Origin of the sequence: Actinomadura barringtoniae (assembly GCF_017573505.1) — a bacterium.
Classification (GTDB): Bacteria; Actinomycetota; Actinomycetes; order Streptosporangiales; family Streptosporangiaceae; genus Spirillospora; species Spirillospora barringtoniae.
This window is the reverse complement of sequence record NZ_JAGEOJ010000013.1, coordinates 172,616-186,359: the sequence shown is the minus strand read 5'-3', so window position 1 is coordinate 186,359 and position 13,744 is coordinate 172,616. Positions and strand designations below refer to the sequence as shown.

Annotated in this window: 13 protein-coding genes; 9 read left to right on the top strand and 4 right to left on the bottom strand. The window is 70.8% G+C overall.

All coding sequences use genetic code 11. The features are described 5' to 3' along the window. Positions 1-129: 129 nt before the first annotated feature. The 4 genes from disA to J4573_RS30755 all read right to left on the bottom strand — a co-directional run bounded on the left by disA (position 130) and on the right by J4573_RS30755 (position 5,013). Complete coding sequence (disA, locus tag J4573_RS30770) at positions 130-1,212, bottom strand: DNA integrity scanning diadenylate cyclase DisA (RefSeq protein WP_208259398.1); 1,083 nt, start codon at positions 1,210-1,212, stop codon at positions 130-132. A gap of 114 nt (positions 1,213-1,326) precedes the next feature. Next, the gene (radA, locus tag J4573_RS30765; protein WP_208259397.1) at positions 1,327-2,844 is read right to left on the bottom strand and encodes a DNA repair protein RadA; all 1,518 of its coding nucleotides are present in this window, start codon (positions 2,842-2,844) and stop codon (positions 1,327-1,329) included. 316 nt (positions 2,845-3,160) lie between these two features. Continuing rightward, positions 3,161-4,222 (bottom strand): alpha/beta fold hydrolase, encoded by a 1,062-nt coding sequence (locus tag J4573_RS30760; RefSeq protein ID WP_208259396.1) that lies wholly within the window; start codon positions 4,220-4,222, stop codon positions 3,161-3,163. A 92-nt stretch (positions 4,223-4,314) separates the two neighbouring features. After that, positions 4,315-5,013, bottom strand: a complete 699-nt coding sequence (locus J4573_RS30755; RefSeq protein WP_208259395.1) for a class I SAM-dependent methyltransferase — start codon at positions 5,011-5,013, stop codon at positions 4,315-4,317. A 141-nt stretch (positions 5,014-5,154) separates the two neighbouring features. Between J4573_RS30755 and J4573_RS30750 the strand changes: the two genes are divergently transcribed. From J4573_RS30750 to J4573_RS30710, 9 genes are all read left to right on the top strand, one after another. Next, complete coding sequence (locus tag J4573_RS30750) at positions 5,155-6,039, top strand: sugar phosphate isomerase/epimerase family protein (RefSeq protein WP_208259394.1); 885 nt, start codon at positions 5,155-5,157, stop codon at positions 6,037-6,039. Continuing rightward, positions 6,036-6,824, top strand: a complete 789-nt coding sequence (locus J4573_RS55505; protein ID WP_307797028.1) for a TetR/AcrR family transcriptional regulator — start codon at positions 6,036-6,038, stop codon at positions 6,822-6,824. Before J4573_RS30750 ends, J4573_RS55505 begins: the two co-directional genes overlap by 4 nt. A gap of 78 nt (positions 6,825-6,902) precedes the next feature. After that, complete coding sequence (locus J4573_RS30740; protein ID WP_307797027.1) at positions 6,903-7,607, top strand: ABC transporter ATP-binding protein; 705 nt, start codon at positions 6,903-6,905, stop codon at positions 7,605-7,607. Continuing rightward, positions 7,604-8,338, top strand: a complete 735-nt coding sequence (locus tag J4573_RS30735) for an ABC transporter permease (RefSeq protein WP_208259392.1) — start codon at positions 7,604-7,606, stop codon at positions 8,336-8,338. The genes J4573_RS30740 and J4573_RS30735 overlap by 4 nt, the downstream gene beginning before the upstream one ends. A 94-nt stretch (positions 8,339-8,432) precedes the next feature. Then, on the top strand, positions 8,433-9,719 hold the full coding sequence (locus J4573_RS30730) for an LCP family protein (protein WP_208259391.1): 1,287 nt from the start codon (positions 8,433-8,435) through the stop codon (positions 9,717-9,719). Between the two features lie 117 nt (positions 9,720-9,836). Further along, positions 9,837-10,757 (top strand): proline dehydrogenase family protein, encoded by a 921-nt coding sequence (locus J4573_RS30725; RefSeq protein WP_208259390.1) that lies wholly within the window; start codon positions 9,837-9,839, stop codon positions 10,755-10,757. Positions 10,758-10,811: 54 nt separating this feature from the next. Next, positions 10,812-11,606 carry a pyrroline-5-carboxylate reductase gene (proC, locus tag J4573_RS30720; protein ID WP_208259389.1) on the top strand — a complete coding sequence of 265 codons (795 nt, stop codon included), beginning with the start codon at positions 10,812-10,814 and terminating at the stop codon, positions 11,604-11,606. Between the two features lie 120 nt (positions 11,607-11,726). After that, positions 11,727-12,146, top strand: a complete 420-nt coding sequence (locus J4573_RS30715) for a hypothetical protein (RefSeq protein WP_208259388.1) — start codon at positions 11,727-11,729, stop codon at positions 12,144-12,146. Positions 12,147-12,289: 143 nt separating this feature from the next. Further along, positions 12,290-13,663 (top strand): efflux RND transporter periplasmic adaptor subunit, encoded by a 1,374-nt coding sequence (locus tag J4573_RS30710; protein ID WP_208259387.1) that lies wholly within the window; start codon positions 12,290-12,292, stop codon positions 13,661-13,663. Positions 13,664-13,744: the final 81 nt, after the last annotated feature.

The window sequence follows — 13,744 nt, the reverse complement described above, 5'->3', positions numbered from 1 at the left end:
CCAGGGGCGAACCGGCCAGCCAGAAGCCGACGGTCCCGAGGTCTACGACCGCCAGGAGATGGTGATGCGCATGGCGGATATCTCACTGGCTGGGAGTCAGAGCCCTAAGTTTACTGGCGGGTAACTTCTCTAGACGTAGCGTTCCAGGATTGAGGACTCGGCCAGGCGGGAGAGGCCTTCGCGGACGCTGCGGGCGCGGGACTCGCCCACGCCGCCCACGGCCTGAAGGTCGTCGATGCTGGCGGCCAGGAGTTTCTGGAGGCCGCCGAAGTGCTCGACCAGGCGTTCCACCACCAGGCCGGGCAGGCGCGGGACCTTGGCCAGCAGACGGTAGCCCTTGGGGCTGACCGGGAGGTCCAGGGCGTCGGGGCCGGCGAAGCCCATGACCTCGGCGACCGTGGACAGGTCCAGGAGTTCGTTGGCGGAGAGTAGGTCGAGGGCGGCGAGGACGTCGCCTACGCTGCGGCCGCGGGCGTCGCCCGTGGGGTAGTCGCGGACGATCAGCTCGCGGTCGACGTCCACGCCCGACACCAGCTCGTCGAGCTGGAGGGACAGGAGGCGGCCGTCGGTGCCGAGCTCGACGACGTAGCCCTCGATCTCGTCGGCGATGCGGCGGACCATCTCCAGGCGCTGGACGACCGCGCTCACGTCGCGGACGGTGACCAGGTCCTCGATCTCCAGGGCGGACAGGGTGCCGGACACCTCGTCCAGGCGGAGCTTGTAGCGCTCAAGGGTCGCCAGGGCCTGGTTGGCCTTGGACAGGATCGCCGCCGAGTCCTCCAGGACGTAGCGGATCCCGTCCAGGTAGAGGGCGATGATGTGCATCGACTGGCTCACCGAGACGACCGGGAGGCCGGTCTGCCGCGCGACCCGTTCGGCCGTACGGTGCCGGGTGCCCGACTCCTCGGTCGGGATCGTGGAGTCGGGGACCAGGTGGACGGCCGCCCGCACGATCTTGTTGTGGGTGCTGTCGAGCACGATCGCGCCGTCCATCTTGGCCAGCTCGCGCAGGCGGGTGGCCGAGAACTCGACGTCGAGCTCGAACCCGCCGCTGCACAGCTCGGCGACCAGGTCGTCGTAGCCGAGCACGATCAGCGCACCCGTGCGCCCCCGCAGGATGCGCTCGAGCCCATCGCGGATCTGGGTGCCCGGGGCCACCGCGGCGAGTGTGCCCCGGCGTCTGTCGTCATGAGCCTTGTCGTAAGTTGGCACCTGGCCCCCGGAGGTCGCTTGGACGGCGTCAGTTTATCGGGGAGGCCCGTTGACCGGTTCATCCCCTGGTAGCAAGCGCTAAACATGAGCCGTAATACTGTGGCGGGACCCCTGTCATGGTGCCGTAAAAGCCACCCGAAGCGCCTGCTGGAGGCTGTCCACCTCCATCACCTTCATACCCTCATAGCTCGTGAGCTGGGGATCCGCCTTCTTGAGCGGGGTGCCGTCGGCCAGCTCCAGGGACCCGCGTGGGATCACCGCGTGCTTGAACCCGAGCCTGGCCGCCTCCGCGAGGCGCCGCTGAACGCCGGGGACCACCCGTACCTCACCCGCCAGGCCGACCTCGCCGACCGCGATCAGCGTGCTGGACAGGGCCTGCTCGGCCGTGGAACCCGCGACGGCCAGGGCCAGCGCCAGGTCGACGGAGGTCTCGGACAGCCGTACGCCCCCGACGGTCGAGACGTAGACGTCCTGCTCGTGCATGGAGATCTTGCAGCGCTGGGCCAGAACGGCCAGGACCATCGCGACCCGCGAGGTGTCCAGGCCGGACGTCGCGCGGCGCGGCGAGGGCAGCTGGGACTTGGCCACCAGGGACTGGACCTCGGCGACCAGGGGACGGCGGCCCTCCAAAGTGACGGTGACGCAGGTGCCCGGCACGGGCTCCTCACGGCGGGTCAGGAACAGGCCGCTCGGGTCGGGCAGCCCGACGATCCCCATCTCGGACAGATCGAAGCAGCCCAGCTCGTCGGTCGGGCCGTAGCGGTTCTTCACCGCGCGGATCATGCGGAGGCGGCTGTGCCGGTCGCCCTCGAAATACAGCACGACATCGACCAGATGCTCCAGCAACCGCGGGCCCGCGATCGCGCCCTCCTTGGTCACGTGCCCGACCAGAACGACGGTGATGCCGCGTTCCTTGGCCACACGGATCAGGTTGGCGGCGACCTCGCGGATCTGCGTGACGCCGCCCGGCGCGCCCTCGACCTCCGACGTCCCGATGGTCTGGATGGAGTCGACCACCACCAGCGCGGGCTCCACCGTGTCGATGTGGCCCAGCACGGCCGACAGCTCGGTCTCGGCGGCCAGGTAAAGCCCGTCGGTGACCGCCCCGACCCGGTCCGCCCGCAGCCGCACCTGCTCGGCCGACTCCTCACCCGTGATGTACAGCACCGGCTTGCCCGCCGCGCCACCGCCGCCCGCGCCACCGCCGTTGCCTGAGCCGCCCGTGCCGTTGCCCGCGCTGTCAGTCCCGTTGCCTGAGCTGCCGGAACGCTGCTGTGGAACCGGGGGCTCGGAGGCCAGGGCCGCGACCTCCAGCAGCAGCGTGGACTTGCCGATGCCCGGCTCGCCCGCCAACAGGACGACCGCGCCCGGCACCAGGCCCCCGCCCAGCACCCGGTCGAGCTCGTCCAGGCCGGTGGCCTTGGTCTGCGCCGAACGGACGTCCACCTGCCCGATCGGACGCGCCGGGTTGCTGACCGGCCCGGCCGCCACCACGCGCGCCGGGGTGGCCGTACCCGCCTCGGTGACGGTGCCCCACGCCTGGCATTCGCCGCAGCGCCCGACCCACTTGGAGGTCTGCCAGCCGCACTCCGAGCAGCGGTACGCCGCCTTAGCCGTCTTCGCCTTCGCCATGGCCCGACACAGTAGAGGTCAGGAGTGACAGAACGTGGCGCCGCGCTGGTCAGGCCCCCGCGGACCTGTTGTCGTGCTGGGTCAGGCCCCCGCCGACCCGTTGTCGCGCTGGTCAGGTGCCCGCTCGCCAAGGTGCCGCCGTGCTGGTCGGGTGCCCGCCGACCTGTTGTCGCGCTGGCCGGGTGGCCGCCGACCTGTTGCTGCGCTGGTCGGTGGCGTTGCGTGGTTGGGTGCCCGCTCGCCAAGGTGCCGCCGTGCTGGTCGGGTGCCCGTCCGGTTGGCAGCCGGTGCGCTGGGTGGGCGGCCGGGGCTGGGGTCAGGCGGCGGCCACGGCGGTTCGGGTGCGTTCGATGAGGTCGCCCAGGTGGTCGCTGACGAGGCTGGGGCGTTCGAGCATGGCCATGTGGCCGGAGGTGGGGACGACCTCGAGGCGGGCGCTGGGGACGACGGAGGCGATCTTGAGGCTGTGCTCGACGGGGGTGAGCTTGTCGTTCTCGGCGCCGATGACCAGGGTGTCGATCCGGGCCAGCTCGGCGCACTCGCTGATCACGTCGTAGGAGAGCATCGAGTGGAAGAAGTCGAACAGCGCGTCCATGCGGGTGTCGGCGAGCATCTCCTCGGTGAAGGCGATCTCGGCGGGGCTGGCTTCGGGGCCGAAGACGTACTGGTCGAGGAAGAGCAGCGAGCCGTCCCGGCTGAGGTGGCGGACCTTCTCGATCAGCGGCGAGCCCGCGCCGGCGGCGCGCAGGATGCGCGGCAGGAAGCGCTGGGTCGAACGGGCCAGGATGGCGGGCAGGCCGAGGGTGACCTCGGCCAGCGAGCCCGACGAGGTGTTGAGAAGCGCGGCCGCGACGACCCGGTCGCCGAGGGTCTCGGGGTAGGCGTCGGCGTAGCGCTGGATGGTCATGCCGCCCATGGAGTGGCCGACCAGGACGACCGGGGTGCCCTCGGGGACGGTCTGCTCGATGACGGCGGCGAGGTCGCCGCTGAGCTGGGAGATGTCGTTCTGCAGGCGGTCGCCGCCGTCGGAACGGCCGTGCCCGCGTTGGTCCCAGAAGACCAGACGGCCGAGGCCGCGCAGGGCCTTGCGCTGGAAGTGCCAGGAGTCCTGGGTGAGCGTCCAGCCGTGCGAGAAGACGATCGCGAGGTCGGTGCGGTCGTCGCCGTCGATCTCGGCGTACAGCCGGGTCCCGTCCTCGGCCCGGACCGGGACCGGGCGCCCGCGTAGCGAACCGAACGGCTCGCCGGCGTACGGGTCGGGGCGCAGCTGCAGGCGCCGCACGGCGCGGCGCTGGGCGGTGAACCCGGCCCCGGCGGCGCCCGCGCCGAGCGCGGTCGCGGCGAGAACGTTGCGGCTGGTCCTGACGGCTCGGCCCATGTCCGACCTCCTGGGGGGTGGCGATCGCCGGGGGGTAACGGCGCCATTGTTGTACAACGAGTCAGTAGCTGCCAGGGGATGTGACCGACTCGTCAGTAACAACGCCACCATAGATTGACGGCGTAGTCCACATCGAGCCCCTGGTGCTCGCGGAGGAACGTCGCGGCGAGGTCTTCGGGGAACTCGATGCGCAGCACGGCCGCCAGATCCTCGCGGCTGTCGAACGACCAGCGGATCATGAGCGGCTCGCGCGAGAAGCCCCGCCTGGTCCAGAAGCGTTCGACCGCGTCCGGGTCGTACGACGGCAGCCCGCGCCGGAACCACCCGCCGAACGTCGACCGGGTCGCGTCGTTGTCGATGATGAAGGCCGCCCCGCCGCGCCTCACCACGCGCTCGAGTTCCGCCAGCCCCGGTTCGCACCCAGGGCCGAAGAAATAAGCCCAGCGAACATGGACGACGTCTATAGAGGCGTCCGGAAGGGGCAGCGCCTGCGCCGCCCCGACACGGACGGTCACATTTGGTATATCGGCCACGCGCCGCCGGGCGGCCGCCGCAAGACCTGCGTGCGGCTCGATACCGACGACCTTCGCGGCCTCCTCGGCGAAGAACGGAAGGTGGAATCCCGTACCGCAGCCGAGGTCGAGCAACGTCGCCCCCGCCCAGGGCCTGATGGCGCGCATCGTGGGCGCCAGAACGCCGTCCGGGTCCACGGCCCGGTTCTCGATCTCATAGACCCGAGGGGAGTTCCAGATATTCGGGCTGGGGACTGCGCCAGGAGCGATCTCGACCACGCCAACAGAGGGTAGTGACTTGCGCCGTCAGGAAATGAGCGTCACGTAGGGCCGAGGGTTTCGCCATGGCTTTAAGCGCATAGGCTTTCCGTTGCGTGGCTCATCGGAGCCACTGCCGAGCGACCATCTGGCGAGGGAGCCTTGACCCCGCAGCACAACGGCGCATTCACTCCGGCCATCCGCGTGCCGGACGCGCCGATCACGCTCTCGACGGCGTCGGTGTATCCCGAGAAGGTGCCGAGCGCCTTCGAGATCGCCGCGCTGCTGGGGTACGACGGGATCGAGGTCATGGTGTCGACCGACGCCTCGTCCCAGGACCTGAACGTGCTGCGGCGCCTCTCCGACTACCACCAGGTGCCGATCAAGTCGATCCACGCGCCCTGCCTGCTGCTCACCCAGCGGGTCTGGGGCCGCGAGCCGTGGGGCAAGCTCGTTCGCTCCAAGGAGGTCGCCGAGGAGCTCGGCGCCGAGGTGGTCGTGGTCCACCCGCCGTTCCGCTGGCAGCGGGAGTACGCCCGGGAGTTCGTCGAGGGCCTCGCCCGCATGCAGGAGGAGACCGACGTCCTCTTCGCGGTCGAGAACATGTTCCCGCTCAAGGCGCGCGGGGCCGAGGCGGGCATGTACCTGCCGGACTGGAACCCGATCGACCAGGACTACCCGTTCGTCACCCTCGACCTGTCGCACACCGCCTGCTCCGGTTCGGACGCCCTGGAGATGGCCGACGACCTGGGTGACCGGCTGAGCCACGTGCACCTGGCCGACGGCATCGGCATCACCAACAAGGACGAGCACCTGGTCCCCGGTCGCGGCAACCAGCCGTGCGGCGCGATGCTGGAGAGCCTCGCCGACACCGGCTACCGGGGTCACATCGTGCTGGAGGTCAACACCCGCCGCGCCACCGGGCGCGCCGAGCGGATGGAGGACCTGGCCGAGGCGCTGGCGTTCGCCCGCCTCCACCTCGCCGCGGCCGACCGCACCTGGGAGGTCACCTCGGGCGGCGAAGTCTCCCGCCGAGGCCCTCAGTGAGCGATCCGGCCGAGCAAGCGGCCGAGCAAGCGGCCGAGCAAGCGGCCGAGCAAGTGGACGGGCGTGCGAGCGATCCGGCCGAGCAAGTGGGCGGGCCTGCGAGCGATCCGGCCGAGCAAGTGGGCGATCCGGCGGAGTCGGTGAACGCGCCGGAGGTCGAGCCGGTGAACGAGCCTGTGAACGAGCCGGTCCGCCGAACGCAGGGACGGGCGCAGGGGCGACCGCCCGGGCGGCGGCCCGGGCCGACCGAGACGCGCGAGGAGATCCTGACGGCGGCGCGCGAGCTGTTCGCCGAGAAGGGCTATGACGGCGCCTCGCTGCGGGCGATCGCTCGCGCCGCGGACGTGGACCCTGCCCTGGTGCACCACTACTTCGGCAACAAAGAGGGGGTCTTCGTCGCGGCGATGCGGTTCCCGGTCGAGCCGAGCGAGCTGCTGCCGATGATCCTCGAGACACCCAAGGCGGAGCTCGGGGAGGCGATGGTGCGCACGTTCCTGTTCGTCTGGGACGACCCCGAACGGCGCGCGCCGATCCTGGCCATGCTGCGCTCGGCGATGACCAACGAACGGGCGGCCGTGATGATGCGCGAGTTCGTGACCTCCGCGCTTCTCGCCCGCGCCGCCGGTCTCCGCGACATTCCGCTGATCAGGGTCCAGGCGGCGGCCGGGCAGCTGATCGGCGTCATGATCCTCCGGCACGTGCTCAAGGTCGAGCCGATCTCCTCGGCCACCACCGAGGAGCTGGTCGGGCTCATCGCGCCCGCCGTCCAGGGTCACCTGGGCTGATCAACCCCTCTGAGGCTTGACCAGGCCGCCGCGTGAGCATAAATTCAACACATGATGAGTTCATCTCCCGCAGTGAGTGTGAACGATCTGCATGTGGTGCGCGGCGGGCGCGAGGTGCTCCACGGGCTGGCCTTCGACGTGCCGCGCGGATCGGTCCTGGGGCTGCTCGGCCCGAGCGGCTGCGGCAAGACGACGCTCATGCGCGCCGTCGTCGGCGTTCAGATCGTCAAGGGCGGCACGGTCGAGGTCCTCGGGGAGCCGGCCGGGAGCCCGGGGCTGCGCAGGCGCGTCGGGTATGCCACCCAGCAGCCCGCCGTCTACGCCGACCTCACCATCGCCGAGAACCTCCGCTACTTCGCCGCGGTCATCGGAGCCCCCCACAAGGACGTCGACCGCGTCGTGGACGAGGTCGGCCTCGCCAAGCAGCGCGACCAGGTCGTCGCCACTCTCTCCGGCGGCCAGCACAGCCGGGCCAACCTCGCCGTCGCCCTGCTGGGCAGTCCCGAGGTGCTGGTGCTGGACGAGCCGACGGTCGGCCTCGACCCGGTGCTGCGCGAGGAGCTCTGGCGGCTCTTCCACGCCTTGGCCGAACGCGGGACCACGCTGCTGGTCTCCAGCCACGTCATGGACGAGGCGGGCCGCACCGACCGCCTCCTGCTGATGCGCGAGGGCGACGTCCTCGCCGACGACACCCCGGACGGTCTCCGCGCCCGCACCGGCACCCAGGACCTGGAGAAGGCGTTCCTCCAGCTGATCAGCGAACGGGAAGGGGCCACGACATGAGCGTCGCCATCACGCTGGCCACGATGCGGCGGATCCTCGCCCAGCTGCGGCACGACCACCGCACGATCGGCTTGATCATCGGGGTCCCGACCCTGCTGATGATCCTTCTCCGCTACGTCTTCGACCAGCCGATCCTGTTCGACCGGCTCGGGCCGATGCTGCTCGGGATCTTCCCGTTCGTCATCATGTTCGTCGTCACCAGCGTGGCCACGCTGCGCGAGCGGACCGGCGGCACGCTGGAACGCCTGATGACCATGCCGACCGGCAAGCTGGACCTGCTCCTCGGCTACGCGCTGGCCTTCGGGCTGGTCGCCTTGGTCCAGGTCGGGGTCGTCCTGACGATCTCGCTCACCTGGCTCGGCCTCGACCTGTCCGGCTCGATCGGGTCGCTGGTCCTGGTCGCGATCCTGGACTCGCTGCTGGGCGTGGCGCTCGGGCTGTTCTCCAGCGCGTTCGCCCGGACCGAGTTCCAGGCCGTCCAGCTGATGCCCGCGTTCGTGCTGCCGCAGTTGCTGCTCTGCGGACTGTTCATCCCGCGCAACCAGATGGCGTCGTGGCTGGAGGCGATCTCCAACGTACTGCCGCTGTCGTACGCGGTGGACGCCATGAAGGAGGTGACGTCGCAGCCCGACTTCACCTCCGACCTGCTGCGGGACGTCCTGGTCATCGGCGGGTTCGCGCTGCTGGCGCTGGTCCTCGGCGCCGCCACGCTGCGCCGCCGGACCGCATGATCGCCGTCGAAACGTTCGCCGTACGCTCTGACCTCGGAACTTCTGCCGTGAAAACGGCCTAAGAGGCGGTAAACGGCTGATAATCTCCGGCGCCATGAGCCCCCTTGACCCGCCGGAGCCGCAGGAGCCTCAGTCCGCCCAGCCGTCACGCTCGCACGTGGCCGATCTCTTCGAGCCGAACGCCGCGAGAACCCCTGGCAGCGGTGCTGTCGGCGCTGTCGGCGCGGGCGGCGCGGGCGGCGCGGGCGGCGCGGGCGGCGCGGGCGGCGACACCGCGGACCAAGGCGGCCAAGATAACCCGGGCAATGGCGCAGGCGGTTTCGGCGACGGCGAGGACGGCGAGGACGGCGGCGACGGCGGTGACGGGCTCCGCAAGCGCAAGCGGCGCTGGCCGCGCGTCGTGGCGGCCGTCGGGGTCTTCCTGCTGCTGGTCGTGGTCGGGCTCGGCGGGCTGATCTGGCAGCGCGAGTCGTCCTACAACGGCAACATCGACCGCATCCACGGGGTCATGCCGAAGGGCGAGCGGCCGGGCGCGGGCGCCGTCGGCACCGACAACTGGCTGCTGGTCGGCTCCGACACCCGGGCCGACATCGGCACCACCGGCGAGGGCGGCAAGGTCTGGAAGCCCGGTCAGCAGCGGTCCGACACGATCATGCTGCTGCACCTGCCGTCGGACCGTAAGAAGGCCTACGTCATCTCCTTCCCGCGCGACTCGTGGGTCGCCATCCCCGGCTACGGCAACCAGAAGATCAACGCGGCGTTCTCCTACGGCGGCCCGCCGCTGCTGATCGAGACCGTGGAGAAGCTCACCGGCATCAGGATCGACCACTTCGGCGCGATCGACTTCGCCGGGTTCAAGTCCATGACCGACGCGCTCGGCGGCGTCGAGGTCGACATCGCCCAGAGCGTGTACGACCCGGCGCGCAAGGTCAGCTGGGAGGCCGGGCGGCAGAAGCTGGACGGCGAGAAGGCGCTGCTGTTCGTCCGGCAGCGCTACAACCTGCCGAACGGCGACTTCGACCGGATCAAGCGGCAGCAGGCCTTCCTCGGCGCGCTGGCCAAGAAGGCCGCGGACGGCGGAACGATCTCCAACCCGTTCAAGCTGGACCGGTTCCTGTCCGCGTTCACCAAGTCGATCAGCGTGGACGACTCGGTCTCCGGCGGGAAGCTGCGCTCGCTCGCGCTCAGCATGCGGGGCATCCGCGCCTCGGACATCACGTTCATGACGGCTCCCAACAAGGGCAGCGCCCAGCGCGGCAAGCAGAGCGTCGTCCTGCTGGACCAAACCAAGGCAAAGAGCCTGTTCGAGGCCGTGCGGACCGCGCAGATGGCCGACTACGTGAAGCAGCACGGGGGCAACAAGCTCGGCACGGTCTCCTGAACGGTCTCCTGAACAGGCTTCTGACCTGGTCCTCGACAGCGGGTGATCGTCGGTTCCCTTCCGGGCATAACCTGGAGAAGGAAGGACAGAGTCGTCCTCCAGGACAAGGGGATCGAAGTGCTACGTCAGGCCCTGCTGATCGCGTCGCGCAGTGGCGGCGTGCGCAAACTCGTGGAGACCGCCCCCTTCACCCGTGACGTCGTCAAGCGGTTCGTCGCGGGCGAGGGCGTCGACGACGCGATGCGAGCCATCGAGGCGCTCACCGCCGAGGGGCTGCTGGTCACGCTCGACGTGCTGGGCGAGGACACCCTGGAGGCCGGGCAGGCCGAGTCGACCGTCAAGGCGTACGTGGAGCTGCTGAACCGGCTGAACGGCGCCGAGCTCGGCAGGCGGGCCGAGGTCTCGGTGAAGCTGACCGCGCTCGGCCAGTCGTTCGACGAGGACCTCGCCCTGGAGAACGCCCGGCGGATCTGCACCGCCGCCAAGCAGGCCGGCACCACGGTGACGCTGGACATGGAGGACCACACCACGGTCGACTCCACGCTCAAGATCCTGCACGAGCTGCGCCGCGACTTCCCCGGCACCGGCGCGGTGATCCAGGCCTACCTGCGCCGCGCCGAGGAGCACTGCGCGGAGCTGGCCTACGAGGGATCGCGCGTACGGCTGTGCAAGGGCGCCTACGCGGCCCCCGAGGAGGTCTCCTTCACCGACAAGGACGAGGTCGACAAGTCCTATGTGCGCTGTATGAAGGTCCTCATGGCAGGCAAGGGCTACCCCATGCTGGCCACCCACGACCCCCGCCTCATCGACATCGCGGGCGCGCTCGCCGTGCTCAACGAGCGCGAGGCCGACACCTTCGAGTACCAGATGCTCTACGGCATCCGCCCCGCCGAGCAGCGGCGGCTGGCGGCCCAGGGCGCGCAGATGCGCGTCTACGTCGCGTACGGCCAGGAGTGGTACGGCTACTTCATGCGCCGCCTCGCCGAGCGCCCGGCCAACCTCGGCTTCTTCATGCGGTCCCTGGTCAGCAAGTCGTAGCGCCGCACCGCTATAGGCTGGGGCGGTCCCTGATCCCCCGTCTGAGGTGTGGAAATGATCGCGATTCTGGGTGCCGGGAAGATGGGCGAGGCCCTGCTGTCCGGGGTTCTCCGGGCCGGCCGCCGCCCGTCCGAGCTGATGGCCACCGCCCGCCGCGAGGAGCGCGGCGCGCTGCTGCGCGAGCGGTACGGGATCGAGATCGTCACCAACGCCGAGGCCGCGCGCACCGCCGACACGCTCGTGCTGGCCGTGAAGCCGCAGGACATGGGCGCCCTGCTGGACGAGCTGGCCGCGCACGTGCCCGCCGGCCGCCTGGTGATCTCGATGGCGGCGGGCATCCCGACCGGCTTCATCGAGGACCGGCTCGGCGAGGGCGTCCCGGTGGTCCGGGTCATGTCCAACACCCCCGTCCACGTGGACGAGGCGATGAGCGTGATCTCGGCCGGTTCGCACGCGGGTGAGGAGCACCTCAAGCAGGCCGAGGAGCTGCTGAGCCCGGTCGGCAAGGTGCTGCGCATCCCCGAGTCGCTCCAGGACGGCGCGACCGCGCTGTCGGGCAGCGGTCCCGCCTACTTTTACTACCTGGTCGAGGCGATGGTGGACGCCGGGATCCTGCTCGGGATGCCGCGCGCCGCCGCCCTGGAGATGGTGATCCAGTCGGCTGTCGGGGCCGCCGTCATGCTGCGCGACTCGGGCGAGCACCCCGTGCTGCTGCGCGAGGCGGTGACCTCGCCCGGCGGAACGACGATCGCCGCCATCCGCGAGCTGGAGAAGCACGGCGTCCGCGCAGCCGTCCTGGAGGCCATCGAGGCCGCCCGCAACCGGGGCCGCGAGCTGGCCGGCGGCTGATCCCGGTCGGGGGCGCGGCCAGGGCGGCCCGGTGACGTGGCGATCACCCGACTTAGACTGTTTTCAGGCAATCACGCTCGGCTATTGATCCAAGTACCGCCCTGGGGACGTGTAGAAGACATGGGAATTGTTCTCCGGCTTCTTGTGGCCGCCGGACTGGCGGTCGACGCGGTGGTGCACTGGCAGTACGCGCCCGACATGAAGTACGTCGAGGGCGGCAGCATCCACGGCGACGTCCTCTTCTACGCTCAGGCGATCCTGGCGGCGGTGGTCGGCGTCCTGGTGCTGGTCCTGGCGAACCGCTGGACGTACGCCATCGCCTTCCTTGTCGCGGCCAGCGCCCTCGGCGCCGTGATCCTCTACTACTACGTCGACGTCGGTGCCCTCGGCCCGCTGCCCAACATGCACGAACCGGTCTGGTACTCGCAGAAGACGATCAGCGCGGTCGGTGAGGGCGTCGCTGCCCTGGCGGCCCTGATCGGCTTCGCCACGGTCAAGCCATCGCGGCAGCGCACCCCGATCCATTCCGCCCGCGTCTGAACGACCCCGTGACGGCCGATGTGGCGGCCGATGTGGCGGCGGGTGTGACGGACGTCTCAGGTGTCCGGCCGGGATAGGACAGCGGACCGAAGATCGTTCGGGAAGCGCTGACGGGGCGTGGGCGCGGCTTTACGATGTCGCGCATGTCCGCGCGGCGGTGGTTGCCCCCGGTTCTGGTCGCCGTGGTGCTGGCCGGCCAGGTCAGCGCGTGCAGTGGCGGTACGAAGGGGGACCGGGTCCGGCTCGGCCGGGTCGCCAGGTCCGATGTGGCCGAGGTCGTGGAGGCCCCGGCCACGGTCTCCGCGCGCGCCACCGCGACCGTGCGCGCCGCGGCCGAGGGCACGATCAAGCGCCTGTACGTCGGGGACGGCGACCGCGTCCGCGAGGGCGACGTGCTCGCCAAGATCGACTCGCCGACGGCCAAGGAACAGCTCGACCAGGCGCGCGAGGCGGACCAGTCGCTGGCCGGGGGCGGCGCGTCCATCCCGTCCGCCCTCAACATGTCCGCGTTCCAGCGCCGTACCGACCGCAGCGCGCAGCGCGGTTTCGCGGACGCCCGCAAGTACGCGATGAAGATCCCCGATCTGAAGCAGCGCGCGGTCGTCCTGGCGGGGATCACCAAGGCCGAGGGCGAGTACCGGTCGGCCGCGCTGGCCGCGCGTGAGGCGGTCGTACGGCTGAACGCGGGCCTGGGCAGCGTCGGCTCGGCGTTCTCCTCGATCACCAACGCCCAGCGCGTGCAGACCAGGGCGGCGGTACGGGCGGCCGAACGCACCGTTCAGGGCCTCACGATCAAGGCACCGTTCGACGGCGTGGCCGGCCTCGGCGGCCCGGCGGGCGGCGGCAACCTCGGTGACCTCGCCTCGAAGCTGCCGCAGCAGCTCCAGTCGCAGGCCGGCGGCTCCGGCTCCGCCTCTGCCCTCGCGGGCCTGGGCGGCTACACCGGCGGCGCGGCCAAGGACGCCTCGTCGATCGCCACGGGCGCGCCCGTCTCCGGCGGCGACGCCGTAGTGACGGTCACCGACGCCTCCCGGCTCTCGCTGGCCGCCGACGTGGACGAGACCGACGTTCTCCAGATCAAGGACGGCGTGGCGGCGGACGTGGAGTTCGACGCGGTGCCGGGCGGGTCGTACGAGGCGGAGGTCACCGGGATCGGCGTCACGCCGAAGGAGTCCACGGGCGGCGGCGTCACCTACAAGGTCACCCTCGCGCTCAAGAACGGCACCATGTCCGGCGGCGGCCGTGCGCCCTGGCCGAAGCCCGGCATGAGCGCCGTGGTCGACCTGCGCGTACGCGAGTCGCGTGACGTGCTGTCGGTGCCGTCCGCCGCGATCGTCAGCAGCGGCCGTGACTCGGTCGTCTGGGCGGTCGTGGGCGGGAAGGCCGAGCGGCGCGTGGTCAAGCTCGGTGCCCAGGGCGACACCACGGTCGAGGTGACGCGGGGCCTGGACGAGGGCGAGCAGGTCGTCGTGCGCGGCGCCGACTCGGTCAAGCAGGGCCAGGAGCTCAGCACGTGAACGAGCCGGCCCCTCCCGCGCCGGAAGCGCTAGAGGCAGCGCCTGCGCCCGCGCTGGAAGTAGTGGACGTCACCCGCACCT

Excerpts from the sequence above, each read along its gene's own strand:
- J4573_RS30710 (WP_208259387.1), top strand. The coding sequence starts at position 12,290 with ATGTCCGCGCGGCGGTGGTTGCCCCCGGTTCTGGTCGCCGTGGTGCTG.
- J4573_RS30715 (WP_208259388.1), top strand. The coding sequence starts at position 11,727 with ATGGGAATTGTTCTCCGGCTTCTTGTGGCCGCCGGACTGGCGGTCGAC.
- J4573_RS30760 (WP_208259396.1), bottom strand. The coding sequence starts at position 4,222 with ATGGGCCGAGCCGTCAGGACCAGCCGCAACGTTCTCGCCGCGACCGCG.
- J4573_RS30730 (WP_208259391.1), top strand. The coding sequence starts at position 8,433 with ATGAGCCCCCTTGACCCGCCGGAGCCGCAGGAGCCTCAGTCCGCCCAG.
- radA (WP_208259397.1), bottom strand. The coding sequence starts at position 2,844 with ATGGCGAAGGCGAAGACGGCTAAGGCGGCGTACCGCTGCTCGGAGTGC.
- J4573_RS30735 (WP_208259392.1), top strand. The coding sequence starts at position 7,604 with ATGAGCGTCGCCATCACGCTGGCCACGATGCGGCGGATCCTCGCCCAG.
- proC (WP_208259389.1), top strand. The coding sequence starts at position 10,812 with ATGATCGCGATTCTGGGTGCCGGGAAGATGGGCGAGGCCCTGCTGTCC.